The sequence below is a fragment of the Streptomyces sp. PTL18 genome, assembly GCF_059510295.1.
In genome coordinates, this window is sequence record NZ_JCAJZO010000014.1 from 24,235 (window position 1) to 50,457 (window position 26,223).

Sequence of the window (26,223 nt, forward strand, 5' to 3'; positions counted from 1 at the left end):
ATCGTAGTGATGCTTCGCCGCACATCATGCTGTCCGGGCTGCAACTCCTCCTGCGCCTGCGACGGGCCCACCGGCTTCGCCCATGCGCCTACCGGCCCGCCATTCCAACGCCTGGGGTTCCTCGGTGAACTCGATCAGGTGCTGTCCGGCGAACCGCTGCAGCGCGTTGCGCACCTCCGCCGGGGTGGCATAGAAGAACTCCTTCCGACTGTTGACCTGGTTGACCCGCTGCGAGGCGAACTGCCTGTGGAGTTCCGTCTCCAGGCCGACTGCGTCCTTGCTGAAGATCAGCGCGTGCACGTCGAAGCGGAAGGGCACGGCCGCGCCACTCAACTCGTAGATGCGCTCCAAGGGTTCGAGCCGGCGCGTCATGCCGATCTTCACCATACGGTCGCCGAAGGCGCCGATGTTCGAGATGACGTACACATAGCCGGCGCGGACGTTCGCCGCGCGGGACTCGACGTCCTGCAGAGCGTTCTCGATCTCGGCCAGTTTGGCCTGCATCTCCGCCACACCCGCCTCGTCACCGCGCTCGCGCAGGCGTTCAAGTGCTGCCTGGTAGTGGCCGAGTTCCTTGTTCAGCTTCTCGCGCTGCCGGTCGAGTTCCCGCTGGACCGCTGCCTCCTCGCGCTCCCGGGCGCGCACCTCGCGCTGGGCTTCCTTCTCCTCTTCCTTCTTCTGCAGGAAGTCGGCGGTGAGTTCTAACTCCCGTACGCGCGAGTTGTGGTACTCGTCGGTGATCCGGATGTGCATGGTGGCGCCCAGCCTGGCGATCGTCTCGCGGCTCTTGAAGAGCCGGTCCACGAGGGAGCCTAGCCGGTGCGGCCGCATCGACCGCACGGCATAGTCGGCTTCGGCGTTGTAGGCGCGCAGCATGAGCTTGGAGAAGTCGCGGACCATCTTCTGGCCCTCGCGCTTGGAGCCGTTGACCGTCCAGTCTGTGGCCGCCTGGACGGCGCGGCCCGCACGGGCGAGCGTCTTGATCTCGTTCTGCAGCGTGTCGAGCCGGCTGCGGTAGGCGATCGCGTCCTGCAGCGCATGCCGGTAGGAGTAGATCCCGGCCTCCTGCAGCATGGCGGTCTCGTCGGTGTTGACGATCCGGCCCTGCAGTTCGGCAAGCCGCCGCTCGGCGTCCGACACGTCCTTGCGGTGACGATCGGCCTCCTTGCGCACTCGCTCGGTCTCCTTTGCCGTCCGACGCGCGTCGTCGAGGATCTCCTTCGCCGTCTCGCGCGCGTCCCTCAGGATCCCCTCGGCCTCCTCGACGGCTTCGGCGGACGCCTTCTCGCGCAGTGCGGCGGCCTCCGCCTCGACCTGCCGTACGAGGCCCGCGACCTGCGCGGCATCCAGCCCCTGCGTCCTTGCGATCCAGGCCCGCAGCTCTTCGACTTCGGACACGGCATCCGCACGACGCCGCCCGAACAGCCCGCCCTTTCGAGGCGCCGGCACCGCTGTCGCGCTCCCGGGAGCGGCTGCGCCCGGCACCGCAGAGGCTCCTGCGGCAGGGCCGACGGCGAGGGTGCCGGGGGCGGACCCGGCCTCCGGGACCCACAACTGCCATCCTGGTGGAATCGGGGGCCACGAGGGGTCGGGCCGCCAGTCCGGTGGCGGCATCCATCCCGCGGGTGGCACAGGCCAACCCGGCGGCGGATTGAAACGGTAAGTACTCACTCCCCACCCCCTCGCCCCTGAGGCTCCCCAGCACCCAGGGCGCCGGATAATTCCGGCAAACGTCGAGTGACATTTTCTTGGGGATCAGCCACCCGATCACCCGCATATTCCACCTCGTGACCCTCCTGTAACCATGCGTGAGGGCCTCTTCAGAGGAGGGACACGGGTTGCAGCCGGAACCCCGGGGCGGCGTCAACCTCGTGAGAAGCTCGCGCCGGTAGTTATGTCAAACGCCCGGTGACGGATCCAATAGACCTGGCTCAATAGGAACATGGAGATTGGCGAACACTGGGCATACCGCGCACGGCGGAAGGAACTGGGCGGCGCGGTTCGCCAGGTGGAGGTCGTTCGAGTGGGCGGCCCTAGCAGGTCTGGCTGGATCCACGTGCGGTTTCTCGAAGGCGACGACGCCGGTCTGCAGGAATGGGTCAGCCCCGGCTCTCTCGTAGCACTATGGGCGGACGTCGAGGCGTTCCGCGCGGATGACGCGGCAGAGTTGGCACTGGTGGAGGCGTCCCGCCACGTCCGAGGCAGCACGGATTTCGAGGCCGCCCGCATGATCCTTGGTTTCGTCCGTCCGAAGAACAGGCTGCGCCTGCGCCGAACGGTGGCGGACGCTGGCGTTCTGGAGCTGAGACGCCTCGACGAGACGGCACCGCTCATCGGCATGGACGCCGCTGAACTCCACAGCGACGCCATGGTGTACGAGGACCGCGACGGCATGTGCCTGGCCGGTTGGCCCGTCACCGAGCGCATCGCCCGCCACGTAGCCGGCCGCCTCGCGGACGAGATCCTTCCGGAGGTAGATCGCAAACAGCAGGACATCGAGCAGGAGCGTTCCCAGTCTTCCTGGTACTCCTACAGTCGGCGGGACGACCGGAAGCTGGACGCGGAGGCAGCCGTCCTACGGACCGTCCGAGCGTGGTGCGGTGAAGATAAGGCCGACCGCTACGACGAGTTGGTCGCCCTGCGCGCCGAGGTCATCCGGCTCGGGGAGCTGGTCGAGAAGGCGGTCAAGGCCCTACGCGACCGCGGCCACGGCGTCATCGCCTCCACCATTGAGCGCGACCTTGGTGTCCATATCGCCAGCCTTGATCCTGACGTGCGTCGATGAGGCCGCGCCACGGATCGGGCTCCGGCTTGGGCGGCGCGGGCTGTGCCGGAGGCTTCTCCCTCTCCGGCCGGTCCGGGCGCCAGCCGCCGAGAAACGGCCGTAGCTGATCTCCCGTCGGCTCCACGTGGAAGTCGAGAGAGGCCAGGCCCTTGCCATTCTTTGTGGGGTCGAGCTGGTCGGCCTCTCCATTTCCCCAAGCAGACCACTTTCGCAGCCTCTTGGCTTCGTGGGCATCCCCCGACGCGGCGGCGGCTTCATCCAGAGCGGCGCAGAACGCCCGGATCTCACCCGCGGCCCGCCACTGCTCAAGGGCCGTGCCAAAGTGCTCGGCCCGTACCGCGTGCACCGCCTTGATGGAAGCCGCGCTGACGGCGGCTTCCCACTCCCGCCGCTCGCGCTCCTCCCGCTCCGCTTCCAGGCGTCGGCGCTCGGCTTCCTGCCGCTCCCGTTCCTCTCGCAGACGTTGCTGCTCTGCCTCACGTTCCAGCCGGGCCCGCTCCTGCTCCTCCGCGCGCGCCTTCAACGCCCGGAAGACCGAACCGACCTGCTCCTCCAAGGGCTTCTTGGCGGTGTCGGCCCACTCCTTCTTCCAGCCGTAGCTGTGGCCGTAGCCGTAGCCCGAGTGCTGGCCAACCACCAGCTCCAGCTCACCGGACGGCTCGAACTTATGCGCCGGGGTGACCCGCTGCCAGTCGTACGTACGGCGGGCAGGCTGTTTGGGCACGTACCGGACCTGCTTCTGCCGCTCGCGGAAGCTGATCTCGTACGTTCTGCCGTGGACGGTGAGCAGCGGCCTCGGTTGCTTGCGCTTCTTGGATACCGCGATCTCGCCGTACCGAGCGAGTGCCTGATCGGCGAGGAGGCGGAGCAGCGCGAGCACCCTCGGCAGGACCTCCTCGGAGATCTCGAAGGCGCTGTGGTCCTTGGTGACCGCAGCGAGCACGTCCTCGACGTCTGTGATCACACGGCTGCGCGCCAAACGGATCCGGTTCCACTCGGTGTCGTCCTCACCGGTCACCCGAAGCAGGCCGAGGAAGAAGTCGCCCTTCGCCCGCCCGCTGTACTTCAGGTGGTACCCCTCCGGAGCGCACTGTCGCGCCGCGTCGAAGGCTCTGCGATACCGAGCCCGTTCCTCTTTGCTGGGGTCCGGGATCCGAAGGAATCGTCCGGCTTCCTGCACCTGCGCGATGAGCGCCGGCCCGATAGCCGCTGGTGAGGGGCGCGGAGCTTCCACGGCGCGCTTCGGGGAGGGGTTCGTCTCGGGCGAGGGATCGGCAGCCTGCGGAGAAGCAGCGGCAACCGGTGCCTCGGCTCCAGACGCTGCCGCGCGAGGCTTGTGTGGAGGCAGTTCCGGACGGTCGGGATGATGGCCGTGCTCCAGATAGAAGCGACCTGCATCAGTGATCTCCGCCTGCCACTTCCCCTTCTTCCTGGGCATGGTCACCAAGCCCCGGTCCCTGAGGGCGCGAGCCGTGGCGGCGAGCTCGGGGCTGTCCGACATGACGGGGTCGCTTCCGCCCCCGATGCGGGTGAGGAGGGTGAGCTGCCGGTCGTTTAACGGAGACCAAGGGTGCATGGCGATCGTCGTACCGTCTGTGATCGGCCTCGCACAACCGTAGGGATGACCCTTTCCCAGCGTGAGCGGCAAAGAGTGGGCTGCAAGGCGGACGGCCGCTCGCTGGGAGCGCGCCCGGGAGCCGCTCCCCGAAGTCGGCTCCCAAATGGCTCCCAAATCGGGGTGACAAAGCAAATCAGGCCCGGCACTGATCTCTCAGTACCGGGCCTGACCTGGCATTTCTCTGTCGGGGTGGCGGGATTTGAACCCACGACCTCTTCGTCCCGAACGAAGCGCGCTGCCAAGCTGCGCTACACCCCGGTGCCGCTGCTGTCGCGGCGACGACGTTTACTTTAGCCCACTGGTGGCCGGAGACGAAATCCGGTTTTCCGGCGGTGGCGCGTCGGGTCCGGGCGGACGTGGTCGGCGACGATCAGGAGGAGGGCCAGGGCGAAGAAGGTGAGGCCGAGCAGGAGCGCGTTGGCGAGGGTGCTCTTGTAGCCGAGGTGGGCCACGTCCAGGAACGGGTACAGGTAGCGGCCGGTCGCCGTCGGCGCGAGCAGTGCGCCGCGGACCAGGGAGAAGATCAGGTACCCCAGGGGGTAGAGGAGCCAGCGGGTCGCGTGCCGTAGGCCCAGGGGGGCCGGGCGGGTCAGGAGCAGCCAGTCCACAAGGGCCATGATCGGTGTGGCGGTGTGCAGCACCTGGTTGGCGAGCGCGGACCAGATCGTGGACCGGTCCGTCATCGAGAAGGGGCCCGGCTCGTTCACCAGGAGCACGTGGTAGACCAGGCTCGCGACCAGAACGTAGAACAGCGCGCCACAGGTGATCAGCGGCGGCAGCGGGTGGCGGGCCGTTCGGGCCCGCCAGGCCGACAGGGCGAAGGTCAGGGCCAGCAGCAGGTTGACCTGGATCGTGAAATAGCTCAGGACCCGGGCGGGGCTGCCCAGGGCCAGGTCCATGGCCACTGCCGCCGCGGCCGTCAGCGCCACCAGCAGACGGTAGCGGGCTGCTGCCAGGCGGCATGCGGGGGCGACCACGGCAGCGCTGGGGACGACGGACGGCGCCAGCGTCGGCTTGCCCGGCACCGGGGGGAGGTCCGGGATCTCCTTGGGTATCGGCCCGATCATGCCCTCACGCTAAGCGGGTGGGAAGGAACGGGCGATATGGGATGGTCCGGGCGGGGTACGGCTCGGCTTACCCCCTCGAACTCGGACCCGGGTTATGCCTCGGGCTGTGCCCCCCTCTCCACCAGCGTCAGCAGCGTCGCCTCCGGCGGGCACGCGAACCGTACCGGTGTGTAGCGGCTCGTGCCGCAGCCCGCCGAGACGTGCAGGTACGACGTCCGGCCCTCCGCCGTGTGCCGCGACAGGCCCTTCACCCGGTCCGTGTCGAGGTCGCAGTTGGTGACCAGGGCGCCGTAGAAGGGGATGCACAGCTGGCCGCCGTGGGTGTGGCCGGCCAGGATCAGGGGATAGCCGTCCGCCGTGAACGCGTCCAGGACGCGCAGGTACGGCGCGTGGACCACGCCCATCGAGAAGTCCGCCGAGAGGGAGGGACCGCCCGCCACGCGCGCGTACCGGTCGCGCTTGATGTGCGGGTCGTCCAGGCCCGTCAGCTCGACCTCCAGGCCCTCGATCTTCAGGGTCCCCCGGGTGTTCGTCAGGTTCAGCCAGCCCGCCCCGTCGAAGCCGTCGCGCAGCTCCTCCCACGGGTTGTGGAGGGCGCCGACCACGGGCGGGTTGCCGTTCAGGCCGTGGTGGCCCCGTACCTTCTCCACCAGGTAGCGGGCCGGGTTGCGGAACCTGGGGCCGTAGTAGTCGTTCGAACCGAAGATGTAAGCCCCCGGGAGCTCCATCAGCGGGCCCAGTGCGTCCAGCACCTCCGGCACACCCTCGGGGTCGGAGAGGTTGTCCCCGGTGTTGATCACGAAGTCGGGGCGCAAGCCCGCCAGCGAGCGCAGCCAGCGCTGCTTCTTGCGCTGCCCGCTCACCATGTGGATGTCGGAGACCTGCAGCACGCGCAGCGGGTGCGCCCCCGGGGGCAGCACCGGGATCGTCACCCGGCGCAGCCGGAAGGAGCGGGCCTCGAACCCGGCCGAGTACAGCAGTCCGGCGGCCCCAACCGCCGTGATTCCCAGGGGCACTCCGTATCGCGCGCGCATAAGACCATCGTCTCAGAACCGGCGACCGCCCCGCGTTCACCTGTGCAGGGCCTCAGACCACGGGACCATCCTGACCGACACCGACACCGACACCGACACCGACACCGACACCGACACCGACACCGACACCGACACCGACACCGACACCGACACCGACATGGCATCGGTATCGGCATCAGCATCGGCATCGGCATCAGGCCGACATCGATGGCCCGATCACCCCGTCGTCCGATCCCCCGGCGGCCCCGCCCACCCACCACACCCCCGAAATGTACGGGCAGCGGCCCCGCCGCACCTGCGACAATCAGAGGCATGACCACGCTCAAGTCGAAGCTGCAGGAAGACCTCAACGCCGCGATCAAGGAGCGCGATGAGCTCCGCTCCTCGACGCTCCGGCTGACGCTCGCCGCGATCACCAAGGAGGAGGTCGCGGGCAAGGAGAAGCGCGAGCTCTCCGACGAGGAGGTCACCAAGGTGATCACCCGTGAGGCGAAGAAGCGGCGGGAGGCCGCCGATGCCTTCGCCCAGGGCGGTCGCGCCGAACAGGCCGAGCGGGAGAAGGCGGAGGGCGAGGTGCTCGCCGCGTACCTGCCCAAGCAGCTGTCCGACGACGAGCTTCGGCAGATCGTCGCGCAGGCCGTGGAGGAGGCGAAGGCGGCAGGCGCCGAGGGCCCCCGCGCCATGGGTCAGGTCATGAAGATCGTGAACCCGAAGGTGGCCGGCCAGGCGGAGGGCGGCCGCGTAGCCTCCGTGGTCAAGCAGCTCCTCGCGGGCGGCTGAAGCAGCCGCCCGGCTCCACGTCGGCGGGGGCGCCCCTCGGACCGAGGGGCGCCCCCGCCGACGTGGAGGGAGGTCTATGTCCTCCGGCCGCCGTTGCCGTTCCCGCCGTTGCCGTTGCCCTGGATGAAGCCGTCGGGGAGGGAGAAGGTGGGCGTCGGGAGCTGCCCGCCGGTGGTTCCGCCGGTGTCTGCCGCCCCGCCGGTGGTCAGGCCGCCGAACAGCCCGCCGGTCGTCTGCCCGCCGTTGGCGTTGCCGTTTCCATCGCCGTTCCCGTTGCCGTTGCCGTTCCCCTTGTCCCGGTTGGTGTCGTCCGGGATGTTGACGAGGTTGAAGTCCGGGGCCGGCTTGCCCGCCAGTGCGCCCGTCATCATGTCGCGCCAGATGGGTCCCGGGACCTGGCCGCCGAAGACCTTGGCATAGGTGGTGCCGCCGATCGTGATGTCGACCATCTGCCGCTTGTGCGCCGGGTCGCCGACCCAGACCGCGCCCGCCATGTTCGGCGTGTAGCCGACGAACCAGGCCGCGTACCGGAAGTCCGTCGTACCGGTCTTGCCGGCGCTGGGGCGGCTGCCGAGGCCCGCCTCCGTACCCGTACCGTCCTCGACGACGCCCTTCAGGAGCGTGTTGACGGTGTCCGCGGTGGTCTCCGACATCGCGCGCGAGCACGACGACTTCGGGACCGGGAGGGACTTCTTCTCGTTGCCGACGGTCTGCGTGATCGACTCGATCGCGACCGGCGTGCAGTAGGTGCCGCGGTCGGCGAAGGTCGCGTACGCGGTCGCCATCGTCAGCGGCGACACCTCCTGGGTGCCGAGCGCGATCGACGGGGCCTGGGCGATGGGCGCACTGTCGGCGCGGTGGAAGCCCATCTTCTTGGCCATGTCTATGACCGGGCAGATGCCGATGTCGCTGATCAGCTGCACGTAGTAGGTGTTGACCGACTTGGCGGTCGCCTCCTTCATGCCGTACGGGCCGTGCTCCGACTCGCTCTCGTTGGTGAGCTTGGTGCCGTCCGTGTTCGTCCACTGCTTGCCGTCGCAGGCGGCGACCGGGCTGGGATAGTCCATCTCGTACGGCGACGAGTACTCCTGGGTCGCCGGCTTGCCGCCCTCGATGGCGGCCGCCGCCACGATCGGCTTGAAGGTCGAACCGCCCTGGTAGCCGGCGCCGCCACCCATGTCCTTGTCCACGGACAGGTTGATCTGTGTCTCGTCCTTGCCGAAGCCGTACGGACGGGACTGGCCCATGGCGAGGATCTTGCCGGTGCCGGGCTCGACGATGGTCGCGGCCGTGGCCACCTCGTCGCTCTTGTTGACGTGGTCCTTGATGGACTTCTGCACCGAGTCCTGCGCCTGCGGGTCGAGCGTCGTGCGGATCGTCAGACCGCCCTGGTTCCAGATCTTCGCTCGTTCCGCCCGCGTCCTGCCGAAGATCGGGTCGTTCAGGAACACCTCACGGACGTAGTCGCAGAAGAAGCCCGCGCCCTTGACCGCCGTGATGCAGCCGTTCCTCGGCTGGCTCACGTGCAGGCCGAGGCCGGTCGTCTTGGCCTGGTCGGCCTCCGTCTGGGAGATGTCGTGCAGGTCGGCCATGCGCTGCAGCACCACGTTGCGCCGCTTCTTGGCCTCCGCCGCGTCGTTCACGGGGTCGTAGCGCGTCGGCGACTGGACGAGGCCGGCGAGGAGCGCGGACTCCTGGAGGTTCAGGTCCTTGGCGTGCTTGGAGAAGTAGCGCTCGGAGGCGGCCTCGACGCCGTAGGCCTGCTGGCCGAAGAACGTGATGTTCAGGTAGTTCTCGAGGATCTTCTTCTTGCCGAGCTTCTCCTCGATCTGGATCGCGTACTTCAGCTCGCGGACCTTGCGGCCGAGGGTCTGCTGGGTGGCCTGGGCGACCTTGGTCGGGTCGTCGCCGGCCTCCTCGATGAAGTAGTTCTTCACCAGCTGCTGGGTGAGCGTGGAGGCGCCCTGGGCCACCCCGCCGCTCTGCGCGTTCTTGTTCAGCGCGCGCAGGACGCCCTTCAGGTCGATCGCGCCGTGCTGGTAGAAGCGCGAGTCCTCGATGGCGACGATCGCCTTCTGCATGTAAGGCGAGATGGCCTTCAGGTCCACCACCGTACGGTCGCGCGAGTAGACCGTGGCGATCTGGCCGCCCTGGCTGTCCAGGATGGTGGTGCGCTGGCTGAGCTGGGGGCTCTTCAGATTGGCCGGGATGTCGTCGAATCCCTGGACCGACCCCTTGGCCACGAGTCCGAGGGCACCCGCGGCGGGCAACGCGATGCCGGCCAGCACGGCTCCCGCGAGCACACTCGCTCCCAGGAACTTGGCGGCCTGCTGCACGGGGGACTGCCCCCCGCCCGAGTGCTTTTTTGGCATGAGGGCAGCCTACGTTCTCATTCGCCGGACACGCGTACAGGCCTTGGCCTAAGCTACTGCCAACTGTCACGGCAGCAGGCCCATGTATCAAGTACGGCCGGCGACCCCGAATCGTTCCGGTGTTCCCCGAACTTTTTTGGTGGATGCATGCCGGGATTCGCCTTGTGTGTCACGAGGCGTCCGTTGTGGCACCCCTGAACTGCCCTGGTCTGTCCGGAAAGTCGCATACGTTACCAGCTCACTCCCACGGGTGATCTGCCGTTTACCCATAGTCCGTTCGGACCATTCAAGATTGGGCCCGAAGGGGGTGTTGCGCTGTCCCCTCCTTCCGTAACGTCCTCAACTGGCGGCGGTGAATATGCCGCTGCCGCCGTGGGGGAGCCTCGATTCGGGAGAGGACGGCGCCGGTATGGGCTGGGTAACCGACTGGAGTGCGCAGGCGGCCTGCCGCACTACCGATCCGGATGAACTGTTCGTTCAGGGAGCAGCGCAGAACAGGGCCAAGGCGGTGTGCACCGGATGTCCGGTACGCACGGAATGCCTGGCCGACGCGCTGGACAACCGCGTCGAGTTCGGCGTGTGGGGTGGCATGACGGAGCGGGAGCGCCGCGCACTGCTGCGCAGGCGGCCGACCGTCACCTCATGGCGTCGTCTGCTGGAGACCGCGCGCACGGAGTACGAGCGCGGGGCGGGCCTGCTGCCTCTCGGTGAGGAAGAGACGTACGAGAACTTCGCGGCGGTGAGCTGAGGGCGCTCACCTGTCCAAGGCGGTCACCGTCCGAGCCGGTCGTCCGCCACCGGCGGGGGGTGCCGCCGTGGCGCCTGCGGCGTGCCCTGGCGCGTACCTGTGCCACGGGCGGTGCGGCACGGCCAGGCGGGCGCGCCCACACGGTCCGCGAGCAGGCGTCAGCAGCTGCGCCTGCGGGGCCCTGCCGTGCTGCCTGCCACCCCCGGGCGTTCGCGTACGGCCGTATGACTGCCGGTCCTACGAGCGCTTTGGGCGTCCGTCGGCCATATGCCGCTCTGGGCCGGCTGCGGGCGGCTTCGACGAGCCCCTCACGCGTATGCCTCGCGTTCCTCGGGCCGATCGGGCTGGTTGGCTGCGAGGCGGTCACCGATGTCCCGTAGCCCCGCGAGGTCGTGGACGTCTCCGGGCAGTGCGGCCACTTCTGCCACGGCCACCTCGGGGTGCAGTGCGGTGAAACGGTCACGCGTGCGCTGCTCGCGCGAGAGCAACTGCATACGCTCGGCGTGCAGCCTCAGCAGACCCGCGGTCAGGTGCTCGACGCTCCGGTCCTGGTCCGTGGCGGTGGGGGAGTCCGCGCCGGGATCAGATGCTCCGGAAGAGGGGGATTCTGAACTGCCGTACGTGTCGGGAGCGTTACGAAGTCCAGCTTTCCCGCCCTGCTGATCCACAATGCGGGACTCGTCAAGATTTTCCGCGGCGGCGAGCGCCCGCTCGGCCGACAGTTGGGCGGCGTCGCTGCCGTGGACACGGTTGAGCACCAGGCCGGCCAGCGGCATGTCCTCGGCGGCCAGGCGCTCCACGAAGTACGCGGCCTCCCGCAGTGCGTCCCGTTCCGGAGCCGCCACCACCAGGAACGCCGTACCGGGTGCCTGCAGCAGCTTGTAGGTGGCGTCCGCGCGCGTGCGGAACCCGCCGAACATGGTGTCCATGGCGGCCACGAACGTCTGGACGTCCTTCAGCAGCTGACCGCCGAGCAACTTCCCCAGGGCGCCCGTCATCATCGACATGCCGACGTTCAGGAACTTCATCCCCGCGCGGCCGCCCATCTTCGCCGGGGCCATCAGCACCCGGATCAGCCGACCGTCGAGGAAGGACCCGAGCCTCTTGGGGGCGTCCAGGAAGTCCAGCGCCGAGCGCGAGGGCGGCGTGTCGACGACGATGAGGTCCCACTCGTCCCGCGCCCGCAGCTGCCCCAGTTTCTCCATCGCCATGTACTCCTGCGTGCCCGCGAAGCCGGCCGAGAGCGACTGGTAGAAGGGGTTGCCCAGGATGGCGCCCGCCCGCTCCGGGTCCGCGTGCGCCTCGACGATCTCGTCGAAGGTGCGCTTCATGTCGAGCATCATGGCGTGCAGTTCACCGCCCGCGTCGTCGTCGACGCCCTTCACCCGCCGGGGGGTGTTGTCGAGCGCGTCGATGCCCATCGACTGGGCGAGCCGACGGGCCGGATCGATGGTGAGCACCACCACCTTGCGGCCGCGCTCGGCGGCGCGCAGCCCGAGGGCAGCCGCCGTGGTCGTCTTGCCGACGCCGCCGGAGCCGCAGCACACGACGATGCGGGTCTGCGGATCGTCGAGGAGCGGGTCGATCTCCAGGACGGACACCGGGTTCAACGCGCGCGTGGAGCCCGTGTCGTGGGCGTGCGGAGCATCAAGGGCCGCCTCGGCGGGCGGGTGCGGCGTGCGGGGGGCGGTGCCGTCGTGCGTGGATGCCGTGTCGGCCGGTGTGGGGGCCTGGTCGTCGTGCGTGGGGGCCGGGTCCGAGCTCATGAGATCCCTTGCTGACGCAGTTCCGTGGCCAGTTCGTAGAGGCCCGCCAGGTCCATTCCCTCGGCGAGCAGCGGCAGTTCGTGCAGGGGCAGGCCCAGCTGGGTCAGGACGGCCCGTTGTTCCCGCTCCAGGCCGAACCGCTCCGCGTACTCGCCGGCCTGCTGCAGCAGCGGGTCCACCAGCCGCTCCGCGAGCCCGCCGCGCCGCGCACCGCCGAGCCCGGCGCCCGAGAGGGACCGGGCGATGGCCGTCCGCGGCAGCGTGTGCGCGAGGTCGAGGTCCGCCTGGTCCAGGACCGTGGGCCGCACCATGTTCACGATGATCCGGCCCACCGGAAGCTTCGCGGCACGCAGTTCGCCGATCCCGTCCGCGGTTTCCTGGACGGGCATCTCCTCCAGGAGCGTCACCAGATGCACGGCCGTCTCGGGAGACTTCAGGACCCGCATCACGGCCTGGGCCTGGTTGTGTATCGGGCCGATCTTGGCAAGACCTGCCACCTCGTCGTTCACGTTCAGGAAGCGGGTGATGCGGCCGGTGGGAGGCGCGTCCATCACCACGTAGTCGTACGCGAACCGGCCGCTCCGGTCCTTCCTGCGGACGGCCTCGCACGCCTTGCCGGTCAGCAGCACGTCCCTGAGGCCGGGTGCGACGGTGGTGGCGAAGTCGATGGCGCCGAGCTTCTTCAGGGCCCGTCCCGCGCCGCCCAGTTTGTAGAACATCTGGAGGTAGTCCAGCAGGGCCAGCTCGGGATCGATGGCGAGCGCGTACACCTCGCCGCCGCCCGGCGCGACGGCGATCTTCCGCTCCTCGTACGGAAGCGCCTCCGTCTCGAAGAGCTGTGCGATGCCCTGCCTGCCCTCGACCTCGACCAGAAGGGTGCGTTTGCCCTCCGTCGCGAGGGCGAGCGCGAGTGCCGCGGCGACCGTGGTCTTTCCGGTCCCGCCCTTACCGCTGACGACCTGGAGCCTGCTCACGTCCTCGAGCCTAACCAGTTCCCGCGCGGGCTACGCGGGAGGCTGTGGACAACGGCGGTCCCGGTCGGCCTGCGGACCGGTCGCCCGCGCCGTCCCGGCCGGGCCCGCGCGGAGGCCGCGGCGGCCGCTTTGCCCGGCTTTCCGCCAGGTCACCGTCACGGTGGCGGCCGACCGAGTGCCCCTCGGCCACAGCGGCTACAGTCGGCCCCATGACCAAGTGGGAATACGTCACCGTGCCGCTGCTCGTCCATGCCACGAAGCAGATCCTGGACACCTGGGGCGAGGACGGCTGGGAGCTCGTCCAGGTGGTGCCCGGGCCGAACAACCCCGAGCAGCTGGTGGCCTATCTGAAGCGGGAGAAGCAGGCGTGAGCGCGGTCGAATCCCGGCTGGCCGGACTGGGCCTGACCCTGCCGGAGGTCGTGCCGCCGCTCGCCGCCTACCGGCCCGCCGTGCAGTCGGGGCCGTACGTGTACACCTCCGGGCAGCTCCCGATGGTGGAGGGCAAGCTTCCGGTGACCGGCAAGGTGGGCGCCGAGGTCACCGCCGAGGAGGCCAAGGAACTGGCCCGTACGTGCGCGCTGAACGCGCTCGCGGCGGTCAAGTCCGTGACGGGCGACCTGGACCGCATCGCGCGCGTGGTGAAGGTCGTCGGCTTCGTGGCGTCGGCCTCCGACTTCACGGGCCAGCCCGGTGTCGTCAACGGCGCCAGCGAACTGCTCGGCGAGGTCCTCGGCGACCGGGGCGTGCACGCCCGCAGCGCGGTCGGCGTGGCCGTGCTCCCGCTGGACGCGCCGGTCGAGGTGGAGATCCAGGTGGAGCTGACGCAGGAGTGATCGCCCCTCGCCGGCCGGGCGCGGGCGATGACGTCCTGGAGAGGGTGGGGGCGTCCTGGAAAGGGCGATGACGTCCTGGAGAGCGGGACGACGACCTTCGGTGGGCGATCTTCGCCTCTCGAACATCCGCTCACTACGGGATAGCCTCCGCCCATGGCGAATGGGCAGTGGTTTCCCCCGGAGTGGCCCGAGCGGATCCGCGCGCTCGCGGAGGGCACGCTCACCCCGGTCGTCCCGAAGCGCGCGGCCACCGTCATGCTCCTCAGGGACGACGCCGGCACCCCCGCCGTCCACATGCTGCGCAGACGCGCCTCCATGGCGTTCGCCGGAGGCGCGTACGCCTACCCGGGCGGCGGTGTCGACCCGCGCGACCACGATCTGAGGATCGGCTGGGCGGGCCCCACGCGCGCGTGGTGGGCGCAGCGCCTCGGTGTCGACGAGACGTCCGCCCAGGCCATCGTCTGCGCCGCCGTGCGGGAGACGTACGAGGAGGCGGGCGTGCTGCTCGCCGGCCCGGCCCCGGACACCGTCGTCGGCGACACCACGGGCCCGGACTGGGAGGCGGACCGCGCTGCCCTGGTCGAGCGCGACCTGTCGTTCGCGGAGTTCCTCGAGCGCCGGGGGCTGGTCCTGCGCTCCGACCTGCTCGGCGCGTGGACCCGCTGGATCACCCCCGAGTTCGAGTCCCGCCGCTACGACACGTGGTTCTTCGTGGCCGCGCTCCCCGAGGGGCAGCGCACCCGCAACGCCTCCACGGAGGCCGAGAGCACGGTGTGGATCCGCCCGGCCGAGGCGGCGGCCGCGTACGACCGGGGCGAGCTGCTGATGATGCCGCCCACCATCGCGACCCTGCGCCAGCTGATCCCCCGTGCGACCGCCGCCGAGGCGCTGAAGGCGGCACCCGGCCGCGACCTGACCCCCGTTCTGGCCACGGCCCGTCTGGAGCACGGCCGGATCGTGCTGTCCTGGCCCGGGCACGACGAGTTCACCAAACACATCCCGACGGGCGGAGCGCCCGCATGACCCCCGCAACCCCCGCGATCCACGCGACCTCCGCGACCCGCGCGGCCCGCGCGGCCCACGCGAAGGAAGGTGCTTTGGCATGACGGACGCCGCAGCCCTCCCCGGCCGGCCGCGCGGCGCGGTCCTCTCCGGCCCGGCCACCACGCGCGCGGTGAACGTCCTGGCGCCCAACGCGTCGGCGATGACCCTGGACGGCACCAACACCTGGATCGTCTCCGAGCCCGGCTCCGAGCAGGCGGTGGTGATCGACCCCGGCCCGCTCGACGAGGGCCACCTGCGCACGGTGATCGACACGACGGAGAAGTCCGGGAAGCGGATCGCGCTCACCCTGCTCACCCACGGCCACCCGGACCACGCGGAGGGCGCCGCCCGGTTCGCCGAGCTGACGGGTACCAAGGTGCGTGCCCTGGACCCGGCGCTGCGCCTGGGCGACGAGGGCCTGGGCCACGGAGATGTGATCACGGTCGGCGGCCTGGAGCTGAGGGTCGTGCCGACGCCGGGCCACACCTCCGACTCCCTGTGCTTCCACCTCCCGGCCGACCGGGCCGTGCTGACGGGCGACACCGTCCTGGGTCGCGGTACGACGGTGGTGGCGCACCCCGACGGCCGCCTGGGGGACTATCTGGACTCCCTGCGCCGCCTCAGGTCGCTCACGGTCGACGACGGTGTGCACACGGTGCTCCCGGGACACGGGCCCGTCCTGGAGGACGCCCAGGGCGCCGTGGAGTACTACCTCGCCCACCGCGCCCACCGCCTCGCCCAGGTCGAGACGGCGGTCGAGGACGGCCACCGCACCCCGGGCGAGGTCGTCGCCCACGTGTACGCGGACGTGGACCGCTCCCTGTGGCCGGCGGCGGAGCTGTCGGTACGGGCGCAGCTGGACTACCTCGGGGAGCACGGCCTCATCTGAGGGACGGCAACGACAACGGGCCCCGCCTCACCGGGAAACGGGGCCCGAACCGGTACCGCCGGGATCGAACGTCAGCGCGACCGCTTCGCCAGCCGCTCGACGTCCAGCAGGATCACGGCCCGTGCCTCCAGGCGGAGCCACCCGCGCTGGGCGAAGTCCGCCAGCGCCTTGTTCACGGTCTCGCGGGACGCGCCGACCAGCTGGGCCAGCTCCTCCTGCGTCAGGTCGTGCACGACGTGGATGCCCTCCTCGGACTGCACGCCGAACCGGCGCGACAGGTCCAGCAGGGCGCGGGCGACACGGCCCGGCACGTCCGAGAAGACCAGGTCGGACATCTGGTCGTTGGTCTTGCGCAGCCGGCGCGCGACCGCGCGCAGCAGGGCCGCGGCCACCTCGGGCCGCGCGTTCAGCCACGGCTGGAGGTCGCCGTGGCCGAGGCCCAGCAGCTTCACCTCGGTCAGCGCGGTGGCCGTCGCCGTGCGCGGGCCCGGGTCGAACAGCGACAGCTCGCCGATCAGCTCACCGGGGCCGAGGACCGCCAGCATGTTCTCGCGCCCGTCGGGGGACGTGCGGTGGAGCTTGACCTTGCCTTCCATGACCACGTACAGGCGGTCACCGGGGTCGCCCTCGTGGAACAGCGAGTCGCCGCGGGCGAGGGTCACCTCACTCATGGAGGCGCGGAGCTCCGCGGCCTGCTCGTCATCGAGCGCCGCGAAGAGCGGGGCGCGCCGCAGAACGTCGTCCACGAGTTCTCTCCTTGTCGACCTGCTCAGGGGATCTTGCTCCCCGGATACCAGGGGACCGTGTTCCCCATTTTGCCGGACGGTCCAAACAGTGTGATCTGTCACAAGGATGCCGCACGGAGGGGCCGGGGTACGCGGCAGGGGTCCAATTGGATGCTGATCTACTGGGTGCGGGGCGGATGTCGGTGCCGGGCCTTAGGCTGGCCGGGTGTCCAAATCGCCGGTAGGAGCACAGGCCAAGGGGGCTGGACGGGTGGTTGCACGTCGCGATTCCGCTTTGGGCGAACAGGGCCCCGGCGGCGGAAGGAAAACGGCGAAGACGGCGAAGACCGCGCCCGAGGAGGCGCCGGAGCAGCGCCCCGCGGGGAGGACGGCCGCCAGGAAGACCACGGCGGCCGCCAAGAAGACCGCTGCGGCGAAGAAGACCGCTTCCGCCGAGAAGACCGCTGCGGCGAAGAAGACCGCTTCCGCCGAGAAGGCGGCTCCGGCGAAGAAGACCGCCCGTGCGAAGGCCCGGGCCGAGAAGGCGGACCCGGCGAAGAAGACCACCGCGGCGAAGCAGACCCCGGCCAAGAAGGCCCGCGCCAAGAGGACCCCCGGGAAACCCGCCCACGCAGAGGCCGTTGTCGCCGACGGCACCGTGGCGGTCGGGAACGCTCCCGCGAAGACCGTCGCGGCCGCGCCCCCCACGGGCGAGTCCCGCACCGCCCTCGTCCGCCGTGCCCGGCGTATCAACCGCGAGCTCGCCGAGGTGTACCCGTACGCCCACCCGGAGCTCGACTTCGACAACCCCTTTCAGCTCGTCGTCGCCACGGTCCTGTCCGCGCAGACCACCGACCTGCGGGTGAACCAGACCACCCCGGGGCTCTTCGCCAAGTACCCGACCCCGGAGGACCTCGCGGCGGCCAACCCGGAGGAGGTCGAGGACATCCTGCGCCCGACCGGGTTCTTCCGGGCCAAGACCAAGTCGGTGACAGGGCTCTCCAAGGCCCTGGTGGAGCAGTTCGGCGGCGAGGTCCCCGACCGGCTCGAAGACCTCGTCAAACTGCCCGGAGTGGGCCGCAAGACCGCCTTCGTGGTGCTGGGCAACGCCTTCGGCCGCCCCGGCATCACCGTCGACACGCATTTCCAGCGGCTGGTGCGCCGCTGGCAGTGGACCGACGAGACCGACCCCGACAAGATCGAGGCGGCCGTCGGCGCGCTGTTCCCGAAGAGCGACTGGACCGACCTGTCCCACCACGTCATCTGGCACGGCCGCCGCATCTGTCACGCCCGCAAGCCGGCCTGCGGCGCCTGCCCGATCGCCCCGCTCTGCCCCGCCTACGGCGAGGGCGAGACCGACCCGGAGAAGGCGAGGAAGCTGCTGAAGTACGAGAAGGGCGGCTTCCCCGGTCAGCGGCTCAAGCCCCCGCAGGCGTACCTGGACGCGGGCGGGAAGCCCGCCCCGCCGCTGGGTGCCGGATGACGGCCGTGCGCGGTGCGGCACGCCACCCGGGGCAGGGACGTGTCCCGTGGTGCCGCGGGGGGCGACACCCGCACGAGGGACGCGCGGAACGATCCGTGACACCGCGGGCGTTGGGATCGGCAGAACGGGGGTGGCGATGACGCACGCGAGCAACACGGGCCACAGGCACGGCACGGACGGGGGACGGCTGCCGCTGAGCACGGAGGGCCTGCCGGACTGGCTCGACCCGGTCGTACGGGCCGCGCGGACCGTCGAGCCGCTCCAACTCAGCCGCTTCCTGCCGCCGGAGAACGGCGCGGGCCGCCAGTCGGCCGTACTGATCCTGTTCGGGGAGGGGAAGCGCGGCCCCGAGCTGCTGCTGATGGAGCGCGCCGGTTCGCTGCGCTCGCACGCCGGACAGCCCTCGTTCCCCGGCGGCGCCCTCGACCCCGAGGACGGCGATCCGAAGGGTGAGGGGCCGCTGCGGGCGGCCCTGCGGGAGGCCGAGGAGGAGACCGGACTCGACCCGGCGGGCGTGCAGCTCTTCGGTGTGCTCCCCAGGCTCTACATCCCGGTCAGTGGCTTCGTCGTGACGCCGGTACTCGGCTGGTGGCGCGCGCCCAGCCCGGTGGGCGTCGTCGATCCGAACGAGACGGCGCGGGTGTTCACCGTGCCCGTGGCGGATCTCACGGAACCGGCCAACCGGGCCACCACGGTCCACCCCAGCGGCCACCGAGGTCCGGCATTCCTGGTCGAATCGGCCCTTGTCTGGGGCTTCACGGCCGGCGTCATCGACCGCCTGCTGCACTACTCCGGCTGGGAGCGCCCCTGGGACCGCGACAAGCAGGTCCCGCTCGACTGGCGCGCATGACAAGGTGACCTCCGTGAATGTGCTGGACATCCTGTTGCTGGTCGCCGCCGTGTGGTTCGCGGTCGTGGGTTATCGCCAAGGCTTCGTCGTGGGCATCCTCTCGGTGATCGGCTTCCTGGGTGGCGGTCTCGTCGCGGTGTACCTGCTCCCGGTCATCTGGGACGGCGTGACCGGCGACGCCAAGGTGAGTACGACCGCAGCGGTGGTGGCCGTCGTGGTGGTGATCGTCTGCGCCTCCGTCGGCCAGGCCCTGACCACCCACCTCGGCAACAAGCTGCGCAGATACATCACCTGGTCCCCGGCGCGCGCCCTGGACGCCACCGGCGGTGCCCTCGTCAACGTGGTGGCGATGCTCCTGGTCGCCTGGCTGATCGGCTCCGCCCTGGCCGGTACGACGCTGCCGACGCTCGGCCGGGAGGTCCGCGGCTCCAAGGTGCTCCTCGGTGTCTCCCGCGCCCTGCCCGCGCAGGCGGACACCTGGTTCGCCGACTTCTCCTCGGTCCTCGCGCAGAACGGCTTCCCGCAGGTCTTCAGCCCGTTCGCGAACGAACCCATCAACGAGGTCCGGCCGCCCGACCCGGCCCTCGCCAGGAGCGTGGTCGCCGTGCGCGCGCAACGCTCCATCGTCAAGGTGATGGGCACGGCGCAGAGCTGCGGCAAGGTCCTGGAGGGCACCGGTTTCGTCGTCGGGGACCGCCGGGTGATGACCAACGCGCACGTGGTCGGCGGCGTCGACGAGCCCACCGTCCAGATAGGCGGCGAGGGGCGGAAGTACGACGCGAAGGTCGTCCTGTACGACTGGCGTCGTGACATCGCCGTGCTGGACGTGCCCGACCTGCACGCCCCGGCGTTGAAGTTCGCGTCCACCGGTGCCACCGGGGGCAGCGGCGCGATCGTCGCGGGCTTCCCGGAGAACGGGTCGTACAACGTCCAGCCCGCGCGCGTCCGCGGCCGCATCACGGCCAACGGCCCCGACATCTACCACCGCGGCACAGTCCGCCGCGACGTGTACTCGCTGTACGCGACCGTCCGCCAGGGCAACTCCGGCGGCCCGCTGCTCACTCCCGACGGCAGGGTCTACGGGGTGGTGTTCGCGAAGTCCCTGGACGACGCCAACACGGGGTACGCGCTGACGGCGGACGAGGTCCGCAAGGACGTCGCCCAGGGACGTGCGGCCAACCAGCAGGTGGACAGCGACAGCTGCGCGCTGTGAGGCCCGGCCGGCTACGGACGGGCCGGGCGCGGACTCAGCCGCGCGGGTGGCGCAGACGGACCGAGACCCAGCGGGCCCGGCGGCGCAGGATGCGGGGGATCCCCACCTGGGTGTCCGTGCCCGCCAGTTGCGGGGTGCCCCTTGGGTGGGAGCCCGGCGCGGTGGCCGAGCGGCGGTTGCGTGCTACGTCACTGTAGTCGTGCGTCCAGCCCATACCCCGACCTCTGCCCCAGCCCCAAGGTCGATAACCGCCTCCGCGGCGTCCAATTGGCCTATGCGTCGGGCATGTGGCCGTTCGTGGAACAGGTGTTCGCGCCCGGATGGCGGTCGCGTCCGCAGGGTCACCGGCGGAGTGCACCCGCCCCGGCCGACCGGCCGATCCCGCGCGGATCGGCGGCAGGTCAGCGGTCGGGTTCCGGGTCCTTCAGCCAGTTGATCAGCTCCGAGGAGAACGCCACCGGGTCCTCCTCGTGCGGGAAGTGCCCGAGGCCGTCGAACAGCCGCCAACGGTAGGGCGCCTCGACGTACTCGCCGGACCCGGCGGCGCTCCGCGTCCGCATCACCGGGTCCAGCGAGCCGTGCAGATGCAGGGTCGGGACCCGTACGGGACGCTTCATGCGCCGGTTGAACTGGATGCCGTCGGGCCGGGCGAGGGAACGCACCATCCAGCGGTACGGCTCGATGGAGCAGTGCGCCGTCGACGGGATGAGCATGGCGCGCCGGTACACCTCCACGGCCTCGTCGTCCGGCAGCCGCGGCCCCGACCAGTCCCGGATCAGCTGCCCCACCAGAGCGGCACCGTCTGCGGTGAGCCGGCGCTCGGGGAGCCAGGGCCGCTGGAATCCCCAGATGTGGGAACCCGCTGACGACTGCTTGACGTCGCCGAGCATCGCCGAGCGCCAGCGCCGCGGATGCGGCATCGAGGCGACCGCGAGCCGCCGTACGAGCTTGGGACGCATGGCGGCCGCCGTCCAGGCCAGATAGCCGCCGAGGTCGTGGCCGACGAGCGCGGCGTCGGGCTCGCCCAGGGACCGTACGACCCCGGTGATGTCCAGCGCGAGGTTCGCGGGGTCGTAACCGCGCGGCGTGCGGTCGCTGCCGCCCACGCCGCGCAGGTCCATCGCCACCGCCCGGAAACCCGCGTCGGCCAGCGCCACCAGCTGGTGCCGCCAGGTCCACCAGAACTGGGGGAAGCCGTGCAGCAGCAGCACCAGCGGTCCGTCGCCCAGTTCGGCGATATGGAAACGTGCGCCATTGGCTGCTACGTCCCGGTGTGTCACCTTTTTCCCACCCGGGACGTCCAGCCGTACGACCGAAGGGGATTGCGCCGAAGGGGTGGCGGGGTCCGTCATGAGGACGAGCGTGCCACAGGCTCGAGTGCCTTGTCGGCCTGCTGGGGCTGCCGCGGGTGCGGCTTGGCGTTCTGCAGGACGCCGGCGGTCTCCTTCATCGACGCGGCGACCTTCTGCGGGCCCTTGCTCTTCTTCGCCTTCTTCGCGAACGCCAGGCCGATGAGTCCGAGCAGGCCGGCGACCACCACGTTGGCTCCGAAGGAGAGCAGGAAGCAGACGGCCATGTTCCAGCCGCTCCATGTGCGGATGCCGTACGCCAGTGCGAAGTTCAGCATCGGCAGCGAGAACAGCAGGACCGCGCCCGCGGCGGAGAAGGCGCCGCCGCTCATCGCGCCGCGCTTGACGTCCTGTTTGAGCTGGGCCTTGGCCAGCGCGATCTCGTCGTGCACCAGTGCGGACAATTCGGTCGTCGCCGAGGCGAACAGCTGGCCGATGCTGCGTTCGGCGCCGACCGGGCTGCCGTCGGGTGCGCTCATCGCGATCTCCCTGCTCTCTGCGTACGGGCTCCGCGGACGCTGCGGAGTATGGTGATGTGTCAGATCATGCCGGACGCTCGTTCTCCTCGCTTGCCCTGCCCACCACTTCCGTAAGCGCGCCGTCAGCGCCCTCGGCGGGCACACCGGCGCCCGTGCCGTGCCCGGCGGACCTCGGTGCCGCGAGCCTGTGGTGCTCGGTGGCCTTCCGCTCGTGGATCTCGGCCATGCGCAGGTGGTACGCCGGATCCGTCCTCCTCGTAGACGTCCGGGATGCCGTCCGGATCGTCGTCGCGGTCCTCCTCCGCACACAGGGCGCGATACTTGGCGTTGCGTATCTTCAGCAGCACCGTCGCGCAGGAGGCCGCGATCAGCGACCCGATGAGGACGGCGGCCTTCACCTGGTCCCCGAGTGCCGGATCACCGTCGAAGGCGAGCTCGCCGATGAGCAGCGAGACGGTGAAGCCGATACCGGACAAGGACGCGACCGCGAACACGTCGGCCCAGGCGAGGCCCTCGCTCAGCGATGCCCGGGTGAAGCGGACCGTCAGCCAGGTGCCCCCGAAGATGCCGACGGTCTTGCCGACGACGAGGCCGAGTACGACACCGAGCGTCTCCGGCCGGGTGAACACGCCCGCGAGCGCCCCGCCCGAGATCGCGATGCCCGCGCTGAAAAGGGCGAACAGCGGCACCGCGAGTCCCGCCGACAGGGGACGCACAAGGTGTTCGATGCGCTCGCCCGGTGAACGCTCCTCACCCTCCCGGCGGTGGCAGCGCAGCATCAGGCCCATGGCCACACCGGCGATGGTGGCGTGGATGCCGCTGTTGTGCATCAGCGCCCAGACGACCAGCGCCAGCGGCACGTACACGTACCAGCCGCGCACCCCCTTGCGCAGCAGCACCCAGAACACGGCGAGACCGGCGACGGCGCCCCCGAGGGCCGCGAAGTTCAGGCCGTCCGTGAAGAAGATCGCGATGATCAGGATGGCGAACAGGTCGTCGACCACGGCCAGGGTGAGCAGGAAGGCACGCAGGGCGGAGGGCAGGGAGGTGCCGATGACCGCGAGCACGGCCAGTGCGAAGGCGATGTCGGTGGCGGTGGGGACGGCCCAGCCGGCGAGGGATCCGCCGCCGGCCGCGTTGGTCAGGGCGTAGACCAGCGCGGGCGCGGCTATGCCGCACAGTGCGGCGACCACCGGGAGGGCGGCCGCGCGCGGGTCGCGCAGATCACCCGCGACCAGTTCCCGCTTGAGTTCGATCCCGGCGACGAAGAAGAAGATCGTGAGGAGGCCGTCCGCGGCCCAGTGCGCGACGGACAGGTTCAGGCCGAGGGCGGCGGGGCCGAGGTGGTGGTGGCTGACGCTCTCGTAGCCGCTGTGGAGTGCGGGTGTGTTCGCCCACACCAACGCGGCCACCGTGGCGAGCAGGAGCAGTACACCGCCGACGGTCTCGGTGCGCAGCGCGTCGGCGATGTATGTGCGCTCGGGCAGGGAGAGGCGTCCGGGAAAGACGCGGGTGCGGGACGCGGCCACAGGGTGGACCTCCGGGTCGGTACGGCGAACGGACGGCCGTCACGGAACGTGCGGACCTCTTGCCGACCAGACTTCCCGGCGCACCTTGATACGATCACTTTACCTGATCATTACACTTGGCGCCCCTCGGGTGCCCCTACTCCCGCTCTCTCCGTGGGAGAGAGGGCGTTGCCGGTCAGAAGTCGAAGGGGCCGATGAACGAGGCGCCGAGGGTCATGGCCCCCACGAAGCCGCCGGTGAACGCGCGGCGATCGTCATTCCGGAGGCACTGAACCCAGTCCGACCACCGCCGCAGCGGCACCCCCGACGGTGATCGAGATGAGAAAGCAGAACCCGTACGCGATGAGCTTGACGCAGTCGGCGCTCACCGTGCCTCGCCGCAGCAGAGCGGCCAGGTCAACGAGCACCGCGACCCGGCGCCGGAAGGAGTGGCCGACGGCCAGGCCGCCGGAACCGGCACCACCCCGGCCTCGCGTGTCCGCTTGCGTGACGCTGGAGGCGGACAGCAAGAAGGGCCAGGACCGGCGATCCGATCCTGGCCCTTCCGCATGGGCTCCTACTCGTCTTCCTGGGCCGACGGCTTCGACTTCAAACCGTCGACGATGCGACGCAGGCTGTCTGCATCCGTCAGCGTCGTGACGTCGCCGAGCTGACGGTTCTCGGCCACGTCCCGCAGCAGACGGCGCATGATCTTCCCGGAGCGGGTCTTCGGCAGCTCTGCCACCGGCAGGATCCTCTTGGGCTTGGCGATCGGGCCGAGCGTGCTGCCGACGTGGTTGCGCAGCTCCGCCACCAGGTCCTCGGTCTCCGCGGCCGTACCGCGCAGGATCACGAAGGCGACGATCGCCTGACCCGTCGTCTCGTCCGCGGCGCCGACGACGGCCGCCTCGGCGACCGACGGGTGCGAGACGAGGGCCGACTCGACCTCGGTGGTGGAGATGTTGTGCCCGGACACCAGCATCACGTCGTCCACGCGGCCCAGCAGCCAGATGTCGCCGTCGTCGTCCCTCTTGGCGCCGTCGCCGGCGAAGTACCTGCCCTCGAACCGGGACCAGTAGGTGTCGATGAAGCGCTGGTCGTCGCCCCAGATGGTGCGCAGCATCGACGGCCACGGCTCGGTGAGCACCAGGTAGCCGCCGCCTCCGTTCGGCACCTCGTTCGCCTCGTCGTCGACGACGGTCGCGGAGATGCCGGGCAGCGGCCGCTGCGCGGAGCCCGGCTTGGCCTCGGTCACGCCGGGCAGCGGGGAGATCATGATCCCGCCGGTCTCGGTCTGCCACCAGGTGTCCACGACCGGCGTGCGGTCGCCGCCGATGTGCTTGCGGTACCAGACCCACGCCTCCGGGTTGATCGGCTCACCGACGGATCCCAGCACCCTGAGCGAGGACAGGTCGAACTTCGCCGGGATGTCGTCGCCCCACTTCATGAACGTACGGATGGCCGTGGGCGCCGTGTAGAGGATGGTGACCCCGTACTTCTGCACGATCTCCCAGAAGCGGCCCTGGTGCGGGGTGTCGGGCGTGCCCTCGTACATGACCTGGGTCGCGCCGTTCGCCAGCGGTCCGTAGACGATGTACGAGTGCCCCGTGACCCAGCCGACGTCCGCCGTGCACCAGTACACGTCGGTCTCCGGCTTCAGGTCGAAGACGGCGTGGTGGGTGTACGCCACCTGGGTGAGGTAGCCGCCGGAGGTGTGCAGGATGCCCTTCGGCTTACCCGTCGTACCGGACGTGTACAGGATGAACAGCGGGTGCTCCGCCTCGAACGCCTCGGGCGTGTGCTCGGCGGACTGCCGGTCGACGAGCTCGTGCCACCAGATGTCCCGGCCCTCGCTCCAGGCGACCTCCTGGCCGGTGCGGCGCACCACGAGCACGTGCTCGACGTTGTCGACCTTGCTGACGGCCTCGTCGACGGCCGGCTTGAGGGCGGAGGGCTTGCCGCGCCGGTAGCCGCCGTCGGCGGTGATGACGACACGGGCGTCGGCGTCCTGGATGCGGGTGGCGAGCGCGTCCGCCGAGAAGCCGCCGAAGACGACGGAGTGGGCGGCTCCGATGCGGGCGCAGGCCAGCATCGCGATCGCGGTCTCGGGGATCATGGGCATGTAGACGGCGACCCGGTCGCCCTTGCGGACGCCCAGCTCCAGCAGGGCGTTCGCGGCCTTGGAGACCTCGTCCTTCAGCTCGGCGTAGGTGAGGGAGCGGCTGTCGCCGGGCTCACCCTCGAAGTGGATGGCGACACGGTCGCCCAGACCCGCCTCGACGTGCCGGTCGACGCAGTTGTACGCGACGTTGAGCGTGCCGTCCTTGAACCACTTGGCGAACGGCGGGTTCGACCAGTCCAGCGTCTCGGAAGGCTCCTTGGCCCAGGTCAGCCGGCGGGCCTGCTCGGCCCAGAAGCCGAGCCTGTCAGCCTTGGCCTGTTCGTACGCCTCTGCCGTGACGTTGGCGTTCGCGGCCAGGTCGGCGGGGGGCGCGAACCTGCGCTCTTCCTTGAGCAGGTTGGCCAGGCTTTCGTTGCTCACGACATCTCCCTTTCCCAGGGTGTCCGTTGTGTCCCAGGCCACAGCTCACCAGACCGGAGGGCCCGGTGACAAGGGCCGACCGGAAAATGGTTTAGACCTATCATGGTCGGCGGGTGGAAAGGTACGCCCCAGGTCACGTGCGGGCCGCCCTCCCGGTTCGCC

22 protein-coding genes, 1 tRNA gene and 1 pseudogene are annotated in these 26,223 nt (G+C 70.2%); 10 read left to right on the top strand and 14 right to left on the bottom strand.

The genetic code is table 11. The annotated features are described in order from the left end of the window. Positions 1 to 24 precede the first annotated feature (24 nt). Complete coding sequence (locus AC5WS8_RS24455; RefSeq protein ID WP_496105601.1) at positions 25 to 1,398, bottom strand: SNIPE associated domain-containing protein; 1,374 nt, start codon at positions 1,396 to 1,398, stop codon at positions 25 to 27. 544 nt (positions 1,399 to 1,942) lie between these two features. On the opposite strand from AC5WS8_RS24455, the gene AC5WS8_RS24460 reads away from it, so the two are divergent. Next, positions 1,943 to 2,785 (top strand): PE-PGRS family protein, encoded by an 843-nt coding sequence (locus tag AC5WS8_RS24460; RefSeq protein ID WP_496105602.1) that lies wholly within the window; start codon positions 1,943 to 1,945, stop codon positions 2,783 to 2,785. Here the strand turns inward: AC5WS8_RS24460 and AC5WS8_RS24465 are convergent. The 4 genes from AC5WS8_RS24465 to AC5WS8_RS24480 form a co-directional block, all read right to left on the bottom strand. Next, complete coding sequence (locus AC5WS8_RS24465; protein ID WP_496105603.1) at positions 2,715 to 4,361, bottom strand: PE-PGRS family protein; 1,647 nt, start codon at positions 4,359 to 4,361, stop codon at positions 2,715 to 2,717. The two genes, AC5WS8_RS24460 and AC5WS8_RS24465, sit on opposite strands and share 71 nt — an antisense overlap. A 226-nt stretch (positions 4,362 to 4,587) precedes the next feature. Further along, positions 4,588 to 4,661, bottom strand: a tRNA-Pro gene (locus AC5WS8_RS24470). A 32-nt stretch (positions 4,662 to 4,693) separates the two neighbouring features. Next, positions 4,694 to 5,470 (bottom strand): Pr6Pr family membrane protein, encoded by a 777-nt coding sequence (locus tag AC5WS8_RS24475; RefSeq protein ID WP_496105604.1) that lies wholly within the window; start codon positions 5,468 to 5,470, stop codon positions 4,694 to 4,696. Between the two features lie 92 nt (positions 5,471 to 5,562). Next, on the bottom strand, positions 5,563 to 6,504 hold the full coding sequence (locus AC5WS8_RS24480; protein ID WP_496105605.1) for a metallophosphoesterase: 942 nt from the start codon (positions 6,502 to 6,504) through the stop codon (positions 5,563 to 5,565). Between the two features lie 312 nt (positions 6,505 to 6,816). Here AC5WS8_RS24480 and AC5WS8_RS24485 point away from each other — a divergent pair, with 312 nt between their 5' ends. Next, positions 6,817 to 7,284 carry a GatB/YqeY domain-containing protein gene (locus AC5WS8_RS24485; protein ID WP_496105606.1) on the top strand — a complete coding sequence of 156 codons (468 nt, stop codon included), beginning with the start codon at positions 6,817 to 6,819 and terminating at the stop codon, positions 7,282 to 7,284. A 74-nt stretch (positions 7,285 to 7,358) separates the two neighbouring features. Here the strand turns inward: AC5WS8_RS24485 and AC5WS8_RS24490 are convergent, their stop codons facing one another. Further along, a complete protein-coding gene (locus AC5WS8_RS24490; RefSeq protein WP_496105607.1) occupies positions 7,359 to 9,656 on the bottom strand; it encodes a transglycosylase domain-containing protein in 2,298 nt (765 codons plus the stop codon). Between the two features lie 409 nt (positions 9,657 to 10,065). Between AC5WS8_RS24490 and AC5WS8_RS24495 the strand changes: the two genes are divergently transcribed. After that, the gene (locus AC5WS8_RS24495) at positions 10,066 to 10,404 is read left to right on the top strand and encodes a WhiB family transcriptional regulator (protein WP_496105608.1); all 339 of its coding nucleotides are present in this window, start codon (positions 10,066 to 10,068) and stop codon (positions 10,402 to 10,404) included. A 308-nt stretch (positions 10,405 to 10,712) separates the two neighbouring features. Here the strand turns inward: AC5WS8_RS24495 and bagB are convergent, their stop codons facing one another. Together bagB and bagA are read right to left on the bottom strand one after the other, a co-directional pair. Further along, complete coding sequence (gene bagB, locus AC5WS8_RS24500) at positions 10,713 to 12,170, bottom strand: ATPase BagB (protein ID WP_496105609.1); 1,458 nt, start codon at positions 12,168 to 12,170, stop codon at positions 10,713 to 10,715. Next, a complete protein-coding gene (gene bagA, locus AC5WS8_RS24505; protein WP_496105610.1) occupies positions 12,167 to 13,144 on the bottom strand; it encodes an ATPase BagA in 978 nt (325 codons plus the stop codon). The genes bagB and bagA overlap by 4 nt, the downstream gene beginning before the upstream one ends. A 209-nt stretch (positions 13,145 to 13,353) precedes the next feature. On the opposite strand from bagA, the gene sp36 reads away from it, so the two are divergent. The 4 genes from sp36 (at position 13,354) to AC5WS8_RS24525 (ending at position 15,912) form a co-directional block, all read left to right on the top strand. Further along, complete coding sequence (sp36, locus tag AC5WS8_RS24510) at positions 13,354 to 13,515, top strand: Sp36 family protein (RefSeq protein ID WP_003981536.1); 162 nt, start codon at positions 13,354 to 13,356, stop codon at positions 13,513 to 13,515. Continuing rightward, positions 13,512 to 13,979: a RidA family protein gene (locus tag AC5WS8_RS24515; protein WP_496105611.1), complete on the top strand. Its 468-nt coding sequence runs from the start codon at positions 13,512 to 13,514 to the stop codon at positions 13,977 to 13,979. The genes sp36 and AC5WS8_RS24515 overlap by 4 nt, the downstream gene beginning before the upstream one ends. Before the next feature lie 153 nt (positions 13,980 to 14,132). Then, positions 14,133 to 15,002, top strand: coding sequence for an NUDIX hydrolase (locus AC5WS8_RS24520; RefSeq protein WP_496105612.1), 870 nt, complete (start codon positions 14,133 to 14,135; stop codon positions 15,000 to 15,002). Positions 15,003 to 15,081: 79 nt separating this feature from the next. After that, positions 15,082 to 15,912 (top strand): MBL fold metallo-hydrolase, encoded by an 831-nt coding sequence (locus tag AC5WS8_RS24525; RefSeq protein ID WP_496105613.1) that lies wholly within the window; start codon positions 15,082 to 15,084, stop codon positions 15,910 to 15,912. Between the two features lie 71 nt (positions 15,913 to 15,983). On the opposite strand, the gene AC5WS8_RS24530 is transcribed toward AC5WS8_RS24525, so the two are convergent. Continuing rightward, positions 15,984 to 16,658 carry a Crp/Fnr family transcriptional regulator gene (locus AC5WS8_RS24530; protein WP_103837943.1) on the bottom strand — a complete coding sequence of 225 codons (675 nt, stop codon included), beginning with the start codon at positions 16,656 to 16,658 and terminating at the stop codon, positions 15,984 to 15,986. A gap of 274 nt (positions 16,659 to 16,932) precedes the next feature. Between AC5WS8_RS24530 and nth the strand changes: the two genes are divergently transcribed. The 3 genes from nth to AC5WS8_RS24545 all read left to right on the top strand — a co-directional run bounded on the left by nth (position 16,933) and on the right by AC5WS8_RS24545 (position 20,183). After that, positions 16,933 to 18,120, top strand: coding sequence for an endonuclease III (gene nth / locus AC5WS8_RS24535; protein ID WP_496105614.1), 1,188 nt, complete (start codon positions 16,933 to 16,935; stop codon positions 18,118 to 18,120). Between the two features lie 136 nt (positions 18,121 to 18,256). Further along, a complete protein-coding gene (locus AC5WS8_RS24540) occupies positions 18,257 to 18,970 on the top strand; it encodes an NUDIX hydrolase (protein ID WP_496105615.1) in 714 nt (237 codons plus the stop codon). 13 nt (positions 18,971 to 18,983) lie between these two features. Further along, positions 18,984 to 20,183: a MarP family serine protease gene (locus AC5WS8_RS24545; protein ID WP_496105616.1), complete on the top strand. Its 1,200-nt coding sequence runs from the start codon at positions 18,984 to 18,986 to the stop codon at positions 20,181 to 20,183. A gap of 34 nt (positions 20,184 to 20,217) precedes the next feature. Here AC5WS8_RS24545 and AC5WS8_RS24550 read toward each other — a convergent pair whose 3' ends face one another. The 5 genes and pseudogenes from AC5WS8_RS24550 to acs all read right to left on the bottom strand — a co-directional run bounded on the left by AC5WS8_RS24550 (position 20,218) and on the right by acs (position 26,061). Beyond that, complete coding sequence (locus tag AC5WS8_RS24550; protein WP_496105617.1) at positions 20,218 to 20,397, bottom strand: hypothetical protein; 180 nt, start codon at positions 20,395 to 20,397, stop codon at positions 20,218 to 20,220. Between the two features lie 187 nt (positions 20,398 to 20,584). Further along, on the bottom strand, positions 20,585 to 21,535 hold the full coding sequence (locus AC5WS8_RS24555) for an alpha/beta fold hydrolase (RefSeq protein WP_496105618.1): 951 nt from the start codon (positions 21,533 to 21,535) through the stop codon (positions 20,585 to 20,587). Continuing rightward, complete coding sequence (locus AC5WS8_RS24560) at positions 21,532 to 22,011, bottom strand: phage holin family protein (RefSeq protein ID WP_496105619.1); 480 nt, start codon at positions 22,009 to 22,011, stop codon at positions 21,532 to 21,534. Before AC5WS8_RS24560 ends, AC5WS8_RS24555 begins: the two co-directional genes overlap by 4 nt. 64 nt (positions 22,012 to 22,075) lie before the next feature. Further along, positions 22,076 to 23,540, bottom strand: a pseudogene (gene nhaA / locus AC5WS8_RS24565) (Na+/H+ antiporter NhaA). Positions 23,541 to 24,096: 556 nt separating this feature from the next. Next, entirely contained in the window at positions 24,097 to 26,061 is a 1,965-nt protein-coding gene (gene acs, locus AC5WS8_RS24570) for an acetate--CoA ligase (protein WP_496105620.1), read from the bottom strand. Positions 26,062 to 26,223: the final 162 nt, after the last annotated feature.

Bases quoted from the DNA above. Each gene is read 5' to 3' on its own strand.
- AC5WS8_RS24460 (WP_496105602.1), top strand. From the start codon at position 1,943: ATGGAGATTGGCGAACACTGGGCATACCGCGCACGGCGGAAGGAACTG.
- AC5WS8_RS24465 (WP_496105603.1), bottom strand. From the start codon at position 4,361: ATGCACCCTTGGTCTCCGTTAAACGACCGGCAGCTCACCCTCCTCACC.
- AC5WS8_RS24475 (WP_496105604.1), bottom strand. From the start codon at position 5,470: ATGATCGGGCCGATACCCAAGGAGATCCCGGACCTCCCCCCGGTGCCG.
- AC5WS8_RS24480 (WP_496105605.1), bottom strand. From the start codon at position 6,504: ATGCGCGCGCGATACGGAGTGCCCCTGGGAATCACGGCGGTTGGGGCC.
- AC5WS8_RS24485 (WP_496105606.1), top strand. From the start codon at position 6,817: ATGACCACGCTCAAGTCGAAGCTGCAGGAAGACCTCAACGCCGCGATC.
- AC5WS8_RS24490 (WP_496105607.1), bottom strand. From the start codon at position 9,656: ATGCCAAAAAAGCACTCGGGCGGGGGGCAGTCCCCCGTGCAGCAGGCC.
- AC5WS8_RS24495 (WP_496105608.1), top strand. From the start codon at position 10,066: ATGGGCTGGGTAACCGACTGGAGTGCGCAGGCGGCCTGCCGCACTACC.
- bagB (WP_496105609.1), bottom strand. From the start codon at position 12,170: ATGAGCTCGGACCCGGCCCCCACGCACGACGACCAGGCCCCCACACCG.
- sp36 (WP_003981536.1), top strand. From the start codon at position 13,354: ATGACCAAGTGGGAATACGTCACCGTGCCGCTGCTCGTCCATGCCACG.
- AC5WS8_RS24520 (WP_496105612.1), top strand. From the start codon at position 14,133: ATGGCGAATGGGCAGTGGTTTCCCCCGGAGTGGCCCGAGCGGATCCGC.
- AC5WS8_RS24525 (WP_496105613.1), top strand. From the start codon at position 15,082: ATGACGGACGCCGCAGCCCTCCCCGGCCGGCCGCGCGGCGCGGTCCTC.
- AC5WS8_RS24540 (WP_496105615.1), top strand. From the start codon at position 18,257: ATGACGCACGCGAGCAACACGGGCCACAGGCACGGCACGGACGGGGGA.
- AC5WS8_RS24550 (WP_496105617.1), bottom strand. From the start codon at position 20,397: ATGGGCTGGACGCACGACTACAGTGACGTAGCACGCAACCGCCGCTCG.
- AC5WS8_RS24555 (WP_496105618.1), bottom strand. From the start codon at position 21,535: ATGACGGACCCCGCCACCCCTTCGGCGCAATCCCCTTCGGTCGTACGG.
- AC5WS8_RS24560 (WP_496105619.1), bottom strand. From the start codon at position 22,011: ATGAGCGCACCCGACGGCAGCCCGGTCGGCGCCGAACGCAGCATCGGC.